16 protein-coding genes are annotated in these 18,149 nt (G+C 61.7%); 10 read left to right on the top strand and 6 right to left on the bottom strand.

The genetic code is table 11. From position 1 onward, the window contains the following. A partial coding sequence (locus tag VMR39_RS20290; RefSeq protein ID WP_325418449.1) for a TonB-dependent receptor plug domain-containing protein occupies positions 1-786 on the bottom strand: 786 nt, incomplete at its 3' end. 457 nt (positions 787-1,243) lie between these two features. Here VMR39_RS20290 and VMR39_RS20285 point away from each other — a divergent pair. Continuing rightward, complete coding sequence (locus tag VMR39_RS20285) at positions 1,244-2,308, top strand: hypothetical protein (RefSeq protein ID WP_325418447.1); 1,065 nt, start codon at positions 1,244-1,246, stop codon at positions 2,306-2,308. Positions 2,309-2,355: 47 nt separating this feature from the next. Then, a complete protein-coding gene (locus VMR39_RS20280; RefSeq protein WP_325418445.1) occupies positions 2,356-3,642 on the top strand; it encodes an MFS transporter in 1,287 nt (428 codons plus the stop codon). A gap of 21 nt (positions 3,643-3,663) precedes the next feature. Here the strand turns inward: VMR39_RS20280 and VMR39_RS20275 are convergent, their stop codons facing one another. Beyond that, positions 3,664-4,734: a hypothetical protein gene (locus tag VMR39_RS20275; RefSeq protein WP_325418443.1), complete on the bottom strand. Its 1,071-nt coding sequence runs from the start codon at positions 4,732-4,734 to the stop codon at positions 3,664-3,666. A 543-nt stretch (positions 4,735-5,277) separates the two neighbouring features. On the opposite strand from VMR39_RS20275, the gene VMR39_RS20270 reads away from it, so the two are divergent. The 3 genes from VMR39_RS20270 to VMR39_RS20260 all read left to right on the top strand — a co-directional run bounded on the left by VMR39_RS20270 (position 5,278) and on the right by VMR39_RS20260 (position 7,676). Next, positions 5,278-6,024, top strand: coding sequence for a FadR/GntR family transcriptional regulator (locus tag VMR39_RS20270; protein ID WP_325418441.1), 747 nt, complete (start codon positions 5,278-5,280; stop codon positions 6,022-6,024). A gap of 100 nt (positions 6,025-6,124) precedes the next feature. Beyond that, the gene (locus tag VMR39_RS20265; RefSeq protein ID WP_325418439.1) at positions 6,125-6,856 is read left to right on the top strand and encodes an SDR family NAD(P)-dependent oxidoreductase; all 732 of its coding nucleotides are present in this window, start codon (positions 6,125-6,127) and stop codon (positions 6,854-6,856) included. A gap of 1 nt (position 6,857) precedes the next feature. Further along, positions 6,858-7,676 (top strand): enoyl-CoA hydratase-related protein, encoded by an 819-nt coding sequence (locus VMR39_RS20260; RefSeq protein ID WP_325418437.1) that lies wholly within the window; start codon positions 6,858-6,860, stop codon positions 7,674-7,676. Between the two features lie 7 nt (positions 7,677-7,683). Here the strand turns inward: VMR39_RS20260 and VMR39_RS20255 are convergent, their stop codons facing one another. The 3 genes from VMR39_RS20255 to VMR39_RS20245 form a co-directional block, all read right to left on the bottom strand. Beyond that, complete coding sequence (locus VMR39_RS20255; protein WP_325418435.1) at positions 7,684-8,295, bottom strand: isochorismatase family cysteine hydrolase; 612 nt, start codon at positions 8,293-8,295, stop codon at positions 7,684-7,686. A gap of 222 nt (positions 8,296-8,517) precedes the next feature. After that, positions 8,518-9,351 carry an enoyl-CoA hydratase gene (locus VMR39_RS20250; RefSeq protein ID WP_325418433.1) on the bottom strand — a complete coding sequence of 278 codons (834 nt, stop codon included), beginning with the start codon at positions 9,349-9,351 and terminating at the stop codon, positions 8,518-8,520. Between the two features lie 20 nt (positions 9,352-9,371). After that, on the bottom strand, positions 9,372-9,797 hold the full coding sequence (locus VMR39_RS20245; RefSeq protein WP_325418431.1) for a PaaI family thioesterase: 426 nt from the start codon (positions 9,795-9,797) through the stop codon (positions 9,372-9,374). 262 nt (positions 9,798-10,059) lie between these two features. Between VMR39_RS20245 and VMR39_RS20240 the strand changes: the two genes are divergently transcribed. The 5 genes from VMR39_RS20240 (at position 10,060) to VMR39_RS20220 (ending at position 16,737) form a co-directional block, all read left to right on the top strand. Continuing rightward, entirely contained in the window at positions 10,060-11,199 is a 1,140-nt protein-coding gene (locus tag VMR39_RS20240) for an acyl-CoA dehydrogenase family protein (RefSeq protein ID WP_325418429.1), read from the top strand. Then, entirely contained in the window at positions 11,196-12,185 is a 990-nt protein-coding gene (locus tag VMR39_RS20235) for an acyl-CoA dehydrogenase family protein (protein WP_325418427.1), read from the top strand. The genes VMR39_RS20240 and VMR39_RS20235 overlap by 4 nt, the downstream gene beginning before the upstream one ends. A 139-nt stretch (positions 12,186-12,324) precedes the next feature. Then, positions 12,325-14,400: a 3-hydroxyacyl-CoA dehydrogenase NAD-binding domain-containing protein gene (locus VMR39_RS20230; protein WP_325418425.1), complete on the top strand. Its 2,076-nt coding sequence runs from the start codon at positions 12,325-12,327 to the stop codon at positions 14,398-14,400. Between the two features lie 37 nt (positions 14,401-14,437). Next, on the top strand, positions 14,438-15,514 hold the full coding sequence (locus tag VMR39_RS20225; protein WP_325418423.1) for an acyl-CoA dehydrogenase family protein: 1,077 nt from the start codon (positions 14,438-14,440) through the stop codon (positions 15,512-15,514). Beyond that, positions 15,514-16,737, top strand: coding sequence for an acyl-CoA dehydrogenase family protein (locus tag VMR39_RS20220; RefSeq protein ID WP_325418421.1), 1,224 nt, complete (start codon positions 15,514-15,516; stop codon positions 16,735-16,737). The genes VMR39_RS20225 and VMR39_RS20220 overlap by 1 nt, the downstream gene beginning before the upstream one ends. A 347-nt stretch (positions 16,738-17,084) precedes the next feature. Here VMR39_RS20220 and VMR39_RS20215 read toward each other — a convergent pair. Next, a partial coding sequence (locus tag VMR39_RS20215; RefSeq protein ID WP_325418419.1) for a TonB-dependent receptor occupies positions 17,085-18,149 on the bottom strand: 1,065 nt, incomplete at its 5' end.

Here is an 18,149-nt window from a genome sequence, read left to right as displayed (position 1 = left end):
GCGATAGGATTGCGGTGCGAACTCCTCGGCATCATGCTTGGAGGGGACCAGTGTGCCGGGCGTGGCGGTGTATACGCCGGGGCTGGGGTTGCTGATGCTGTAGGGCGAATAAATATAGGTGTCGACGTTGTTGTTCGTTCGCCCGAACTGGGTCGCCACGCGAATGGCTACCTTGTCCTCGATGATTGGCACGTTGATCGCGCCCTCAACGTTCAGATTGTCATATTGACCGATGTCGACCAGCCCATAGCCCTCGAAATTGTAGGTCGGGGTCTTGGTGACGGTCAGCACCGCTCCGCCGATCGAGTTGCGGCCGAACAAGGTGCCCTGCGGGCCTTTCAGTACCTGGATATTCTCCATGTCGTAGCTCTGGATCAGCGAGCCGTAGATCGGCAGCGGAACGTCGTTCATATAGGTCAGCACGCCCGGCGAACCGTTGCCGGTGACCGCCTTAGACTGGCCGCGAATGACGATGAAGGGGTTTGTCTTGCCGCCCGCGCCCTGAATGTTCAGGCCGGGTGTAATCTTGACGAGGTCGAGCGTGTTCGAGATGCCGCGTTCCTGAAGTTGCTCGCCTGAAAAGGCGCTGATCGCGATCGGCACCTTGGACACATCTTCCGCCCGGCGGCGCGCCGTCACGATGATGGCCTGGTCTTCCCGACCGTTGGTGCTGCCGACCTGCGCGGGAGAGGCCCCGGCATCAGAGCTGCCGGCCTGCGCGCGTGCCGGGCCGGCGATCGCAAGCGCGACGCCTGCGGCCGTCGCAAAAAGGCTCGCTTTCTTCATGAACTTCGTCCTCCCTTATAAAGTTGGTTATGCGCTCGCGTGATGAACAGAGCCGTTCGACGCAAGCAAAAGCACGAGCGATTCCGCGCGCCGTCCACTGTAGGAACCGCGATCAGCGGAATGCTCCCAGAACGCATGTGGCGTTCTGTATTGGAAGATTGGGTAGCCTTGGATCCTTCATCCACTCGCATTTGAGGCGAGATATGTGTCTCGTCTTAATTAGGTTCCTATTTTGCTATCGAGGCGGAATGGCGCTGGAAAGGGAAAGTCGGGAATGATCACATTCCGGATGAGATCGCGCAAAACGGCCGGGCGGATTGCCAGCGCTTAAGGAAAAGGGGAGCAACTGGCTTTGGCGGTCAGATGGCGCACAGGATAATAATAAACTGAAGCCTTTGTCGCGTGGCGCCCCCTGATGGATCTACTGCCTGAGAGGATCAGCCGGAAGAGAGGCGACATGACGGACCCAAGACGAACGATCATTTGGGGCACGGGATATTACGGACATGAAGGGCTGCGTTGCGCCATAGAACATGCTGACATCGCAGTCGTAGGCGTCCACGCACATGCATCCCATAAGGTCGGAAAGGATGCCGGGCTTCTGTGTGGACTGGACAGCATTGGCATCACGGCGACCGACGATATTGAAGCCCTGCTGGCGCTGCACGCGGATTGCCTTCTTTATTATGCAACCACCGGCAACAGGGATGCCGAAGCGGTACTCGATATCGTGCCGTTTCTGGAGCAGGGGACCAACGTCGTCAGCATTGCCCATTATGACGTGCAATATCCCACCTATGGAGCGCCGGCCTTCCGCGATCCGCTGTTAGCTGCCTGTGAACGAGGGAGCAGTTCGATCCTGCTCACTGGTACCGAACCAGGCTTTGCCTTCGGTCAGCATCTCTTTACGTTGCTGTCGGTCGCCGGACGGGTCGACCATGTTTCGGTCGTGGAAGCGTCCAACAATCAGCAATATGTTGGGCGCGACTCGCTCGACATGTATGGCTTCACCCGTCCGCTTGATTTCCTGCCGTCGATGTTCACGTCTCCCGTGGGTGCCTCCTGGCACATCGCGACAGTGAAGGGCATCGCGGACTATCTTGGCGTCCGGATCGACGATGTCCGGCAGCGCTGGGAAACGGCCGCGCTCGATATCCCCTTCGACAGCGCGGCTTACGGCACTGTGGCACCCGGCACCACCGCCGGCACTCGGTGGATCGTCGAGGCGATGTCCGGCGGGCGGCCGTTCGTCACCTATGAAAAGATACTTCGCCTGCACGAGGATGTCGCACTCGACTGGCCTACACCCGGCATGAAGCCGCGAAGCGGTAACCATCATATTCGCATCACGGGCGAACCCAGTTTCGAGAATGTGCTGCAACGGACCGGAGGCATGTCGTTCACCAGCATCCATCCGGTTAACGCCGTGCCGTTCGTGTGCGACGCGCCGATTGGCGTAGTGTTGCAACAGGATCTTCCACCACTTCGCCCAGGCAACATAGCCGCGCGGGGGCGGGGCTGACGGAACCATGCCTGTCCCACCTCCTCCCGCTTGCCCAGAAGGTTCCCATGCACGACATTTCCCATACCGTTCCACAGCATTTGGTCGGACGTACCCGCGCGATCGCCAGCGTTGCCATCCTGTTCGTCGTGGTGTTTTTCAACACGCTGGACCGCATGCTCATCGCGGTACTGATCGAACCGATCAAGGCGGATCTGAGGCTCAGCGACAGCGAGATCGGCCTGGCCGTCGGCCTGCTCTTCGCCATTTGCTACGCCGGGTGCAGCATTCCGGCAGCGCGCCTTGCCGACAGGCTGGACCGGCCGCTGCTGCTGGCGATATTTGTCAGTTTCTGGTCGATGATGACCATGATGATGGCGACGGTGAACAGCTTCGCCGCGCTCGCGTTGGTGCGCATGGGAGTGGGCGCAGGCGAATCCGGCTGTCATCCGACTAACCACTCGCTTGTCTCGAGCTATTTTGGACCCGAACGGCGCGCTCGTGTGCTGGGCATTGTCGGGGCGGGCGGCGCATTCGGCGTCCTGTTCGCAATGATCGCGGGGGGCGCGCTTGCATCCGTCGTGGGATGGCGCATGACCTTCCTCATCATGGGTGCGCCCGGCCTGCTGGTTGCGCTGCTGCTCTGGTTCATCCTGCTCGAACCCCGGCGCATGATGCACTCTGACGAAAGGCCGCGTCCCACGCCTTTCACCGGATCGGTGAAGACGCTCCTGCAAAATCCGGCCTTCGTCTGGCTGACGGTCGCGGCGGTGCTATGCACAGGTGGTTCCATGGGCATCGCCACATGGCTGGCAGCGTTTTTCATGCGGACCTACGGGATGCCGGTGGAGATGGCCGGCTTCTGGCTCGGCCTCGTCAGTGGTGGTGCCGGTGCGATTGGTTATGTGCTGGGAGGCTATGTCTCTGGAAACTCGCTTGATCCCGCGAGGACTGTGCGGCTTCCGGGTTTCTTCATCATCGTCGGAGGGCTGGCGCTCACGCTTCCTTTCCTGATGCCGGACTGGCGGCTGGCTTTGCTGCTGCTGCTGCCTGCGACCATCGTCTCAAACTTCTGGTACAGCGCCGTCTTCGCGACCATCCAGAATGTGGTCCTGCCAGAGAACAGGGCGCTTGCCTCGGCTGTCACGCTGCTGGCGATGGGATCGCTCGGCAACGGTCTGGGGCCGAGCCTGGTCGGCTTCCTCTCCGACCTGTTCGCGCCGATGGCGGGCCACCGTAGCCTGCTGATTGCCCTGCTGGTCATGGCAGGCTGGATCGTGGCGGGTGGTTGCAGCTTGATCATGGCCTATCGCGCGCTTCGCCGTTTGGGCCCCGTATCGCTGGCGGGCCGCTGATATCCGGCCCGCCCGTTCATTTCAGGCACGGATCAGGCCTCGTCCCAGATGCCTGGTCCAGAAGGGCGGCATCCGCATTGGATCAAGAATGCCCGGCGGCGCGTCGCACACGACCGGGATGGCATTGACCGGGTGCGCCGGGGTCATGGCGACGCTGGGTATCAGGGAAACGCCTATTTCCGCCACATAATTGGGTTCACCGACAATTTCAGTGCGCCAGAAGACATTATTGCCGCTGCCAACCGATCCCTTTTCCCAATCGGGCGCGGCATCGTCGTGCAGCCGTTCCAGCTTGGTGTAGGTGATGAATGGCTTGCCGCCCGAATAACCGACCATCTTCCAGCGCGTCGCCACCGTCATGCCCGCGGGAATGTGCCCGAACAGCGGTTTGATGTCGAAATCGAGCGCCGCCGTCTCCCATGTCGATGTCACCTCGTCCAGCTTGACGCCCATATAATCGGCGAAGCAGCGAACCGTGCTGGCATGCCAGGCCTGGCCGATCGGGCTGGTGAAGATCGGCGGTTCATTGCCCAACGGATCCCCGAAGCCATAGAGCGTCAGATTGTCGACGCCGCCATATTCGGAGAGATTGGCAATTTCAGCGACCCGTACTTCGTCCACACGACCGCCGATCGACAGGATGTTGAGCGGGAAGCCAGTGGTGCAATAGCCCGGCTCCGTCCCGCTGCTGAAGATGGAGGCGCCGCCTTCCTGGCAGGCACGGGCGATCGGCTCCACATATTGCTGACGGCCATGGCGCGGCTGGAATACGTCCATCTGCGACGTGGTGACGACGTTGACGCCGCGCTGTAGAAAGGGAATGATCTCTGCATTCACCTCTTCCTCCCGCATGGCGCTGTTGCCGAAATGGGCAAGGCAATCGGGCCGGAGCGCAAGGATCGCATCAACATCGTCGGTGGCGATGATGCCGGTCTTGCCGGTGCCCGCGATGTCGCCCGCATCCTTGCCGATCTTTTCGCGGCCATGGACGAGCAGGCCGACAAGTTCCAGATCGGGATGCTCGATCACCAGGCGCAGGCCCGCCGTTCCTATGGTGCCGGTGCCGCGCACAACCACTTGGCGTTTGGTCACTTTCGTTCTCCGCTAAATAGGCCACTTTTTTCTGCGACAGACAGGGTGTTGCAAGTAAATAGTCGCGCACCCGATTTGGGATTGCATATGTGATGCGGTGGGAACGGCGCCTGCTTGTTGGCAGTCCGGGTATATTCCTGCCATGTCGCGCACGGGCATGCTGCGTGATGGACAGGAAGCAAGAGCAACGTAAGACATGCAGAATGGCCAGCGGACACGTCAACGTTTGTTGGCCAGCGCGGTCGCGCTCTGGTCGCAGCATGGTCGGTTGAGCGTGAGCGTGGTGGCCGAGCGTATCGTTACGATCCGGCGTACCGTCGATCATCACTTTCCCATCTGGGACTGCTGTCGGAGGCAACCGAGTGCTTCGTCGAAATCCAACTTGCGGTATTGGCGGGCGGGAATGAAGTTACATATTTGGCAAAAAGTGATGATGATTACTTCGTAAAAAATGGTGTCGCCTTTTTTGCGTGGACTACATGTCGCCATAAGTGGATAATTGACCATATATTCCCGCCATTATAAATTAATAACGGAGATATTATGGTGGTTGATGTGTCCGGTAACAGTCTAACTCACGCGACGGTTCAAAGTCTGAGGGAATTGGCGCTGTCGGTTCCCAAAGGGCATTTTCTGGGAACGGAGAAGGATTTGCTGGCGCGATTCCACATCAGCCGTCCAACTTTCCGTCAGGCCGTCCATATTCTCGAATCGGAGCGCCTTGTTGCAAAGGTGCGTGGACTGAATGGCGGCTTGTTCAGCAGAAGTCCCGATCTTGAAGGTGTGGTGGCCAGCGCCGCCACCTATTTGCGGTCGCATACGACAACGCTGGGTGACATTTTGGGAGCCGTCGATTCCACCATGGCCGATGCAGTGGGCCTTGCCGCACGGTGTGAAGATCCTGAATTGCGGGCCCGGCTTGCCGCGATGATCGACGATTTCAAGGCAGGCGAGATGCTCGGCCAGTCGGTCGCCGATTTTCGGCAGGACGAACTCCGCGCAGTCCATCATATCTGCGAAATGTGCGGCAATCCGGCCGTTGATTTGATGGTGCGCGTTTTGTATCAGGTCGGCATCACCGCTTTCGGGGAGATTTTTGAGGGGCGTGAAGCTCTGATGCAGGCGCGGCGGACTTCGCGTGTGCAGATGTTGCGTGCCATTTTGAGCGGCGATCACGATATGGCCGTGGAATTGACACGGCGCGGCGGTGCCGATGCGCGCAACCAGATTGCGGAACCGCTGTTGAATTGGCCCCTGTCATCTGTTTCTCTCAAGGGCGCGCAGGACTGAACTTCCCTGGATTGTTTGGCGGCAGCAATGCGCACATTCTCGATGATCCCAGCTTGGCGCTGGACTGACTGCTGTTGCAGCGGCATTGGCGGTATGGATTTTGGAAAAGGTTGAGAAGATGGTCGGCGCGCTGTTGATTATCGGGGCGACCGGTGACGTCGGCCAGGGTATTGTCCGCGCCGCCCGGACGCAGGGGCGGATGGTTATCGCCGCTGGCCGCAGCGCCCAAAAGCTCGATCGTCTATTTGGTGCTGCGCAAGCGGGAATATGGACCTGCGTCGGCGACGTGGCGAGTGAGCAAGGCGTCTGGGAGCTGTGGAATGCGGCGAGCGAATTGGCCGGGCCGATCGAATCCGTGGTGATCAGCGTCAACGCGCCCAACCGGGCAGGGCCACTGTCTCAATGGAGTGGCGAGGACATGAGTTCGCTGCTCGACGCCAATCTGCTCACGCATTTCAACGCGGCCAAGGTGATGCTGCCGCTGTTGCCCGCGCACGGCATGCTGGTCGGCATCGGCGGCGGGGCGGCGGATTGGGTGTTTCCGGGCATGGCACCGCTGTCGATTGTGCAGGCAGGATTGCGCATGCTTTATCGCGGCCTCGCCCGCGAGCGGACGGACGGCGCGCAAATTCGCGAATTGATGATAGTTTCGATGGTCAACGGTAAGAGCAAGCGGGACAGGGCGCCACCCGAATGGGTGACCGACGAGGATGTTGGTCGGCATGTCTGCGCGATACTCGCAGCGCCCGACCGGTTTCCAGGTCCTATATTGCAGCTGAAAAGTCGCGGACAGGTCGGTAGGCCCGATCAGCTTTCGGCCGGAGGATATTGAGATGACGATAGAAATGGGTCAGGATCAGACGGTGCTGCACGTCGAAAGAGACGGGCCACTAGTGATCCTGACTATCGATGATCCCCAGAGGCGCAATGCGCTCAGTCCCGCGTTGACGCGCCAACTGGTCGCGGCCTGTGCCGAGATCAATGCGAACATGTCGGTCAAATGCACGATACTGACGGCAGCCGGCGATGTCTTCTGCGCGGGCGGGAATATCAAGGACATGTATGCGCGCGCCAGTCATTTCGCGGGCAATGCCGCCGAACAGCGCCGCACCTATTTGCACGGCGTCCAGACGATCGCGCGAGCCATCCACGACTTGGAGGTGCCAATCATCGCTGCCGTCAACGGCGCCGCGATAGGGGCCGGCATGGATTTCGCGACGATGTGTACGTTGCGCATCGCATCGGAAAAGGCTCGGTTCGCCGAAAGTTTCATCAAGCTTGGCCTTACATCGGCGGCAGGCGGCGCCTGGTTCCTGACCCGGGCCATAGGGCAGCAGCGTGCGGCAGAGATGACGCTGACCGGCGAGACGATCGATGCTCAGCAGGCGCTGGAACTGGGCTTGCTGCTCAAGGTCGTGGCGCCCGAGATGCTGCTGGACGAGGCGCGGGCGTTGGCGGCGCGCATCACTTGTCATCCGGCCCATTCGATCCGGCTCAACACCCGCTTGTTACGGGACTCCGCCAGGCTCGACCTGCCAACGGCGCTTGAACTGGCGGCGGGCATGCAGGCGATCGTTCAGCAGACGGATGATCAGTATGAGGCCGTTGCCGCGGCCGTCGAGAAGCGGTCACCAAGCTATACCGGTCGGTGAAACGGAATCAGCCCCGGACCTGCTGGTCGAGCGCCGTGATCAGATCGGCGCTGTTCACCATGCGGGCGATCATGCGTAGCTGATATTCGATGATAGACTGGTGAGCTCTCGCATCCGAAGCGGCAATGCAGTCCTCCGGCACGACGACATGATAGCCGAGGTCCGACGCCACGATCGCATTGCCGGGGATAGCGACGTTTGTCGATACGCCGACGAGGACGACCGTGGAAATATCCATCCGCCGCAGCAATATGTCGACCTGCGTTGCGCACATCGCGATGAATCCGGATGTACGGCGGATCTCGATATCGCCAGACTGCGGGGTCAAGGCGTCGACATAGCTGGCCTCCACCGTGCCTTCGGTCAGCTTGCGCTGCTTGAGTGTCCGGGCAGCGAGCAGCGAGTTGGCCTTCATGTCGCGATAGTCGGTCCGATGCACTACCGGCGTATGGAAAACCGGAAATCGATGCCGGCGGAAGGCGGCCGCCAGCGCGGCGATCCGGTCGACCACGCCGCGTTCGACCACTTGCTCTGCGATTGCTGGCAGGAAACTGATAGCCGGGTCGATCACACCCTTCTGGCCCTCGTTGATGAGCAGGGCGGGCTTGCCGACAATCATCATACCTCTCCTCTCTTCGCGTCCCACGGGGTGACTTCGCGGACAGAATGGGCAGTCGTGAACGGACGGATCACAATTTTCGTGATGTAATCGGGGATATGTTCATGTGATGAAAAAGATCGGGGTGATCCAAATCGCGCTGAAGGGTAAAATGTTACAGGCGGCCATTGGTCAAATCTAAGGTGAAGGGCGGGCGGAATTCCGCTCGCCCTTCCTTTCCCATCAGGACTGGCCTTCGCCCGCCTTGTTACCCTTGGTCATTTCAGCAAGACCGGCGGTGGTCGGATGCCGGTGCGTCGCCCAGGCATTGGCATGGCCCAGCGAATGAGTTTGGAAGGCAAAGTCGAGTGCCTGGTGCTGGCCCTGCGCATCAAGCACGGCATTGACCGCGCGCTTGGCCATGCGCATCGCGTGCGGGGGCATCTGCGCGATCTGGGCGGCGAGCGCGAAAGTCGCTTCGTCGAGTTCGGCGCGCGGCACGATGCGGTTGATCATGCCGAGGCGGTGGGCCTCCTCCGCCCCCATCCAGCCGGCGGTGAAGAGCATCTCCTTCGCCTTGCGTGCGCCCCATTCCCAGGCGTGGCCCTGATATTCCACGCCGCCGATGCCCATGCGGGCGACAGGATCGGAAAAGCGCGCGTCATCGGCGGCGATGATCAGGTCCATCGGCCAGCACAGCATTAGTCCCGCCGCGACGCAGGCGCCCTGGACGGAAGCGATTGTGGGCTTGGGAATGTCGCGCCAGCGGCGAGAATAACCGAAATAATGCTGCGATTCCCAATCATACATGCGCAGCAGGCCGGTCCGATCGACATCGTCGAACATGCTCTTCCACGGCTCCTGCTCCAGTACGGCGGCCGCGATGTCATGGCCGGTCGAAAAATGCTTGCCCTCGGTGCGCAGCACGATGACGCGGATCTCGTCGTCCGCCACGGCCTTGGCAAAATTGCCGTCCAGTTCCTCAAGCAGTTGCGCGTTCTGTGCATTGCCGGCGTCCGGCCGGTTGATGGTCACGATCGCGACGCGCTCGCGGACCTCGTAAAGAATGTATGTCATATTTTATTCCCTCGATGATATCAGGCGCCGATGACTTTCTGGACCGATGTGGCGGTGAAGACGATCTTGCCATCGCTCTCTGCCCGACACTGTGTGAAGACGAGGCTGCGGGTACGTTTGGTCGTCCAACCATGCACTTCGAGCAATTCGCCAAGCTTGGGAGCGCCGATGAACTGGATGGACATGTCCACGGCCACGACCGGCGGTCCGCCTTCGACATAAGCCGTTCCGGCGCAGCCGATTTCTGCCATGCCCGCGATCAGCGACCCGTGCGCCAGGCCCCAACTGTTGACATGGTGGTCCTCGATCCGGATCGCGGCCGAGACGATCTCCTCGCCTCTCTCGTTCTGCGAGCGCCGATGATAGACCTTGCCCATGTGGTTGATATAGGCGCTGGGCGACGGCTTGTAGCCATAACCTTCGGGAATGATGTCGTCGTCGACCATTCTGCTGCTGGTCCTCTTCGCAAGCGTTACGCCAAGCTAGTCCGCTTGGTGCCGTTAGGGTTCACCTTATGACGGGTAAGCCGTCGCTTACCAATCGCATCTCCGATGATTACGGCGCGGGGGTACTCGGCCAGGTAAAATATTCGTCGCGATGCCGACCAATCATCCCGGTTGCGATCGAATTTCTTTTCTGCTGGCACCGCTCTTTCGGATCGGTCATCTGCACGCCAATTTTCAAGCCGTTCCGCCAGGGGATGCCTGAGTGCAGACATTCACGATCAAACCTTTCGAAATGCCTTCCGGCGCTGGAGCGCTGCGCACGCAAGTGCGCGATATCATCAGCGCGCATGTGACGGACGGCGACATTGCCCGCCGCGCCAATTGCTGGCAGGTGAACGATCCGGAATTCAGCCGCGTGCTCGGCAAGGCGGGCCTGATCGGCATGACCTGGCCCAAGGCCTATGGCGGGCATGAGCGTAGCGCGCTGGAACGCTATATCGTGCTGGAGGAACTGCTGGCGGCAGGCGCCCCGGTCGGCGCGCACTGGATCGCGGACCGTCAGACTGCACCGCTGCTGCTGCGCTACGGCACGGAGGAGCAGCGGCAGCGCTGGGTGCCTGGCATCGCCGCTGGCGAGGTCTATGGCTGTATCGGCCTCAGTGAACCCAATGCGGGCTCCGACTTGGCCTCCGTGCGCGCGTCGGCGCGACTGGACGGCGACGGCTGGCTGCTCAACGGCCAGAAGATCTGGACGACCAATGCCCATATCGCGCACATCATGATCGGCCTATTCCGCAGCGAGGACGGATCGGAACGCAATGCGGGCCTTAGTCAGTTCCTCATTCCGCTCGACACGCCGGGCATCACAATCCGGCCGATCATCAACCTGACCGGCGAGCATGATTTCAACGAAGTTTTTTTTGAGGATGTCCGCCTGCCGGCCGAGGCGCTGGTGGGAGTAGCGGGCAATGGCTGGGCGCAGGCGACGGCGGAGTTGTCGCTGGAGCGCTCTGGACCCGAGCGCTATCTGTCGAGCATGGTTCTGGTGACCGAACTCGTGCGCCATGCCTGTTCCAGCGGTGATCCTGCCGCGATCGCTTTGGCAGGCAAATTCGCGAGCGAGGCGTGGACATTGCGCCAGATGTCGCTGGCGGTCGCCGGACGCATGGCGATGGGTGAGGATCCCGCGCTGGAGGCTACGATCGTCAAGGATCTGGGGAACAGCTTCGAACAGGCGATCCCGACATTGGTGCAGCAATTGGTGGAACTGGACCTTTCGTCCGGCGATCCACTGGCCGTGCTGACCGCGCAGCTTCTTCAGCTTTCCCCCAGTTTCTCGCTGCGTGGCGGCACTCGTGAAATCCTGCGGGGCATTGTTGCAAGGGGGCTTGGCCTACGATGAACGAACAACAGACCATGCTGGCCGACATGGCCGGATCGCTCTTCGCCGAATTGTCGTACGGTGCCACGGTCGCGGCCGATTGGGGTCGGATCGAGGAGATGGGCTTCACCGGCCTGCTTCTGGGTGAGGAAGCGGGCGGCTTTGATGGAAGCTGGGTCGATGCGGGCATCGTCTTCCGTCTGGCGGGCTATCATGCACTGGCCCTGCCGCTGGTGGAGGCGGTGCTGGCGGCCCGGATCGTCGCCGACGCGGGCTTTGCCGGGCAGGGCTTCGGAACGATCGCGGAAAGGGCCGAAGGCAGGCTTGACGGGGACCGGTTCACAGGAACCCTGCTGGGCGCGGCCTGGGGAAGCGACGCTGGTTTCGTCGTCGCGCCGTCGCCCTTGGGCGGGGGAATGATTCTGTCGACCGAAGGTGCTGGGATCGAGAGCCACGCAAATATCGCCGACGAGCCGCGCGACCGGCTGCATGTCTCCGGCGCGCGGGTGACGGCGCTACCGGGCGATATCTTCGCGCTCGGCGCGGCGGCAAGAGCGATGCAGATGGCGGGCGCGCTCGACGCGGCGCTGGCGTTGGCGGTCGGCTATGTCAACGATCGCAAACAGTTCGGTAAGCCGCTCGGCAAGTTGCAAGCCGTGCAACAGACGCTGGCGGTCTTCGCCTGCGAGGCGGCGGCGGCGAACAGCGCGGCGGTGGGTGTCGCGCAGGCGCTTGATCGGGGCGATGCCGTCTTCGAGGTCGCGGCCGCGAAGACGCGCGCCAACATCGCGGCGGGCTTGGGCACTTCCATCGCGCATCAGGCGCATGGCGCGATCGGCTTCACCCACGAATATGGCCTTCAGTCGCTGACGCGCCGCCTGTGGTCGTGGCGGTCCGAATTTGGTGGCGAACATCACTGGTCGGCCGCCCTTGGCCGTCAGGTCGTGGCTGCGGGCGCCGATAATTATTGGGCCGAAATGGTGCGGCGCTCTGATCCGGCGGCGTGAAACGCCGGGTCGGCACCTGTCGCACATATCGACATTGTGATGTCCTCGGCCACGGGCTTCGCTTCCGTCTCAGGACAGTGCAGGGATGCAGCAATATTCGGGCGCGGCGGGCGTCCATCGATTGAGCTGGAGACCTGACGTGACGATCAAGCCGGAGGACGCGGTCCGTTATGAAGTGCGTGACAGGGTCGCGCTTCTCACCATCGACTTCCCGCCGGTCAATGCAATCGGCGCGCCTGTGCGCCAGGGCATGGCGCTGCGGATGGATCAGGCGGCGTCCGATGTGGCGGTGGATGCGATCGTGGTCGTCGGCGCGAACGACAGGTTCATCGCTGGGTCCGATATTCGCGAGTTCGGCAAGCCCAAGGAACCGCCCGAACTCGCCACGGTACTGGAGAAGATGGAGCGATCGGCCAAGCCGGTCATCGCGGCGATCGACGGCCATGCGCTGGGCGGCGGCTTCGAATTCGCAATGGCGGCGCCCTTCCGCATCGCCGCCAGCCGCGCCAAGGTTGGGCTGGTCGAGGTCAATCTGGGCCTGCTGCCCGGCGGCGGCGGCACCCAGCGACTGACGCGCCTTGCCGGGCCTGAGGTGGCGCTCGACATGATCCTCAACGCCAGGCATGTCGCCGCGCCGCAGGCCAAGGCAATGGGCATTGTCGACGAGGTAACGGACGGCGACGTGACGGAGGCGGCGATCGCCTTTGTCCAAAGCAAGGCGGCGGAGGGCGGGCCATGGCCGATCGCGATCGAGCGCAGCGACAAGGTGGGCAACGTCGATCCCAAGATCTTCGAGGATGTGCGCGCCAGGAATGCCGCCAAGTGGAAGGGCATGGTCGCCCAGCATGAGATCGTCAAATGCGTCGAGGCCGCGACCCGGCTGGAGCCGCGCGAGGGCCTTGCCTTTGAGCGTGAGGCGTTTCAAGTCTGCCTGAAGTCCCCTGCGCGCGAGGCGCTCATTCACCTCTTTTTCGCGGAGCGCGCCGCTGCCAAAGTCGACGGCACCGAGGGCGTCAAGCCGCGTGAGATCAGGTCGGTCGGCATCATCGGTGCGGGCACCATGGGTGGCGGCATTGCGATGAGCATCGTCAATGCCGGCCTGACCGTGAAGCTGCTCGACATGACGCAGGAGGCGATCGACGCCGGGATGGCGCGGATCAGGAAGAATTACGACACGTCTGTCTCGCGCGGTTCCACCACGCAGGAGAAGGTCGACGCGGCCCTGGGTCGGATCGAGACGGTGCTCGACTATGAGGCGTTCGCTGACGTCGATCTGGTGATCGAGGCCGTGTTCGAAAGCCTGGAGGTCAAGCATGACGTGTTCGGCAAGCTCGACAAGGTGTGCAAGCCGGGAACCGTGCTTGCTACGAACACATCCGCGCTGGATATCGACAGTATTGCGGAGGGCGTGTCCCGCCCCGGAGATGTGATCGGCCTGCATTTCTTCTCGCCCGCTAACGTCATGAAACTGGTCGAGGTGGTGCGTGGCGACTTGGCGGCGAAGGAGACGATCGTCACCGCGATGAACTTCGCCAAGACGATCGGCAAGGTGCCGGTGCTAGCGGGAAGCTGCTTCGGCTTCATCGGCAACCGCATCCTGCATCGCTACGGCGCGGAAGGGGATTTGCTTTTGATGGAGGGCGCGACGCCCTGGCAGATCGACAATGCGCTGAAGGAATTCGGCTTTCCGATGGGCATCTATCTGATGCGCGACATGGCCGGGCTGGACGTCAGCTACCGCGTCCGGCGGAACAAGGCTGCGATCGGCGAACTGGACATGGCGTCGATCTATTACAACCCGATTGCGGATCGCATTTGCGAGGATGGCGATTATGGGCAGAAGACCGGCAAGGGCTATTATGCCTATGAAGGGCGCACGCCGTCGCCGCGTCCCGACGTCGAAACGAAGCTGGAGCAGATATCCGCCGAAAAGGGCATCGCCCGCAGCGCGATCAGCGACGAGGAGATCGTCTGGCGCATCCTGGCGGCGATGGTGAACGAAGGCGCGAAGATCGTCGAGGAGGGCTATGCCCAACGCGCGTCCGACATCGACGTCACCTATGCCTTTGGCTACGGATTTCCCAAATATCGCGGCGGCCCGATGTTCTGGGCCGAGCAGCAGGGACTCGACAAGGTTTGCTCCAGAATCGAGACTTATGCGCTGAAATATCCGGAGCGCTGGAAGCCCTCAGGGCTGCTGAAGGACCGTGCGTAGAGCGGCACGGGATGGAAGGCCGGGAAGGAATCTGCCGATGGAAAATGACATTTTCACGATGCTGGTGGATCAGGCGACCCGCCTGCTCGACAGCGAAGTGACGCAGGAACGCCTCAAGCATCTGCTTGAGGAGCCCGGCGCCTTCGACCGTGCGCTGTGGGACAAGGCGATCGAGCTTGGCTGGCCCGCCATCGCTATTGCCGAGGAAAGCGGCGGGCTGGGGCTGGGCTTCGGCGCGCTGGCCCCGCTGTTGCAGGAAATGGGGCAGCGCACCGTCTCGCTTCCGTTGATGCAAGGCTCCGTGGCGGCGGCCGCGCTGGTCGAAGGCGGCGTCGCGCTGAACGTTGCCGGGAAACTCGCGTCGGGCAAGGCGATCGCGACGCTGGCGCTGGCCGAGGGCGGCGATTGCGGGCTGGCACCGGCTGTCAACTTTTCCTGCGGCAGGCTGAAGGGCGCAAAATCGCCCGCCGCCTTTGCCGCCGTCGCCACCCATGCGTTGGTGAGCGCGGTTGATGGTGACGTACCGGGATTGTATCTCGTCGATCTCGCTGCCGATGGCATCGAGCGGGCAGTGGTGCCCGCGATCGACAATGGCCGCGCAGTCGCCACGCTTCATTTCGACGGTGCGCCTGCAACGCCGGTCGTCGTCGGCTGGGACCGGCTGCTTCACCATGCGGCTTTGGCCGCCACGCTTACCGCTTACGAACAGATTGGCGGGACGGAGCGCTGCCTGCGCATTTCCGTGGATTATGCCCAGGAACGCAAGGTGTTCGGCCAGCCGATCGGCGCATTCCAGGCGATCAAGCACAAGCTGGCGGACATGTATCAGGAACTGGAGATCGGGCGCGGCTGCGCCATAGATGCGCTGGAATCGCTTGAGCGGAACGGCGAAGATTTCCTGATGCTGGCCTGCACCGCGCGTCTGGGCGCGGGGATCGCCTATGACTTTGCCGCGCGCGAATGCGTCCAGACCCATGGCGGCATCGGCGTGACATGGGAGGCGGAACCCCAGCATCATTACCGCCGCGCGCGCAGCCTGGCGCTGGAGATCGGCGGCGCGCCCTTCTGGCGCGACCTGCTAGTCGACGGGCAGCAGATATTGGAGACCGCGTGATGAACGACCTGTCCAACCATGGCGCGGAGTCGCTTGGCGACTATGTGGCGCGGGCGCGTGTATGGCTCAACTCGATGGAACCGCGTTTCGGCCACAAGGCGCGCGTGGGCCTGACGCTGGAGGAAGATCTGGCGCTCGGGCGGGAATATCAGCGGCTGAAATCGGAAGCGGGCTTTGCTTCCATCACCTTGCCGCGCGAACTCGGCGGGGGCGGGGGCTCCGAAATCCAGAAAATCCTGTTCGGGCAGGAGGAATTCAAACATGATTTCCCGACGCATTATTTCACCGTCAGCTTGGGCATGCCGGTCCCGATGATGCTGCGCTATGGCGATCCGGCGATAGCCAGAACGCTGGCGCCCAAGGCGATCCGTGGCGAGCATATCTGGTGCCAGCTTTTTTCGGAGCCGGCGGCGGGATCGGACCTCGCGGCCTTGCGCTCGCGCGCGATCCCCGATGGTGATGGCTGGCGCATCGAGGGCCAGAAGCTCTGGACGACCTGGGCGCAATATGCCGATTATGCGATCGCGGTCGTGCGCACCGACCCGACTGTGGCCAAACATGCGGGCCTGACCTTCTTCTGGCTCGACATGAAGTCGCCGGGGATCACCGTCAAGCCGGTCCGCAAGCTGTCCGGCGAGAGCGAGATCAACGAAGTCTTCTTCGACAATGTCTATGTGCCGGACAGCCAGCGCATGGGCGAGGTCGGCGCGGGTTTCCGCGTCGCGATCGAGACGCTGATGATCGAGCGCTACTCGGTAGCGGACGACGCACTGGGCGGGCCTACGCTGGCGGAATTCACGAAGCTTGCCGCAAGTCGGAAGATCATGGGCCGTCCCGCTATCGATGACGGCCAGATACGGCGTGCGCTGGCCGAGGCGATCGTGGAACGGCAGGGGCTGCGCTCGATCCATCGGCGTGCGCTGACGGCGATCGCGGAGGGTGAGGATCCGGGCCCCGAAGGCTCGATCCGCAAGCTTCGGCTGGGACGGCGACGGCAGATGATGGGTGAACTCGCCATGGACCTGCTAGGCGGGGAGGGGTTAAGGCTCGATCCGGAGGCGACGAACACGCTCGATCATGTGAGTTCATGGCTGGATGTTCCCGGTGCGCGGATCGCGGGCGGCACGGATGAAATCCTGCGTAATACGATCGCCGAAAAGGTGTTGGGCCTGCCGCAGGACTATCGCCCGGACAAAAAGGTGCCGTTCAATCAGATTGGTTGAACGGGTAGGCGGAGACTGCGAAAACCTTCGAAGCTCCATTTCACAATGGAATTGCATTTCGGTCGGGCCGCCCGCGGCTCAATATGACCCAGTCTCCGCTTGGTCGGCAGATTCAATTGCTGGAGCGAAGCGGCCGGAAGTGAGCCTGAGTCACGCAGACCGCGTCGATCTATGTTCAGCATGTGACGCAGATCCGCTCCATGCTGGGCCTCGTCCATGCCGGTCTTGCCTGGGCATAATGCCTGAGAGCAAGACCGGCCTGTATAAAGCTACGTCCATTTCCGCTGCCTGATGACGGCGCAGGAAAAACCGGTCGAACTACATATGTCCAAGTGAGCGCGGGATAATTAAAGCTTCAGGCGGAAATCCACGCCATACGTCGCCGGTTCACCATAGGTATTGCCGGCAAAGCCAAGGCTGCCGAAATCGATGCCGTAGAGACGATATTGCTTGTCGAAGATATTCTTTCCCCACAGCGCCAGTTCCGCCTTTGCGCCGTTCAGATCGATGTCGGTCAGCGAGATGCGGCTATTGACCAGCGAGCGTGGCGCTCCGGCGATCTGGTCATTATAGGGCGTACCCACGGTCGTGGGATGATAGTAGATTTTCGTGCGATAATCATAATCGCCGCGTACCGACAGCCGTCCGATCGACAGTTCTGCAACGTCCCATTGCGCATAGGCGCTGATCGTGGTGGTCGCGCCGACCATGAAGCGGGCGCTGTCCTTCACGTCCACATATTCATTGGTTGTGGGATCGAGGATCAGGAACTGCTTATATTTGCGGTTGGTGTAGCCGATATTGCCGCCCAGCGTGATGGCGTCGACCGGTTTTGCGGTCAGTTCCGCTTCCATGCCCCAATAACGAGCTTTACCGGCGTTGACGGTAATGCTCGACGCGCCGCCGGTGCCGGCCTGGAACTGCTGAAGTTGCAAGTCGCTATGGGTGGCGTAGAAGCCGGTCAGGTTGACGCGCAGTCGCCGATCGAGCCAGTCCGACTTGATCCCTGTTTCGTAGGAGGTCAGCGATTCCGGGTCGAAGCCCGAATTGATCGACCGGGCATTGAACCCACCAGCCTTGTATCCTGACGCCGTGCGGGCGTAGAGCAGCATGGACGGGGTCGCCTGCCAGTTGATGCTGAAGGCATAGTTTGTCCGGCTGAAGCTGGCGTTGAGATCACGAACCAGCGGCGAACGCTGCACCAGATGCTTCTTGTCATGGGTATAGCGGATGCCGCCTGTGAAGCTCAGCGTGTCGGTCAGCTTGTAGGTGCCTTGCGCAAAAGCTGCGGCCGACTTGTTGTAATGGTCATAGTCGGTCAGCGATGACAATTGCACGCCGAAACTGTTCAGCGAGACTGTGGGCGTCAGCGGGATCGGCACTGGCGATGGCAGAATAAGTAGGAAGTTCTG

The sequence above is a fragment of the Sphingobium sp. genome (assembly GCF_035511395.1).
Classification (GTDB): Bacteria; Pseudomonadota; Alphaproteobacteria; order Sphingomonadales; family Sphingomonadaceae; genus Sphingobium.
The sequence above is the reverse complement of the archived record's forward strand: the minus strand, read 5'-3'. Positions and strand labels throughout refer to the sequence as shown.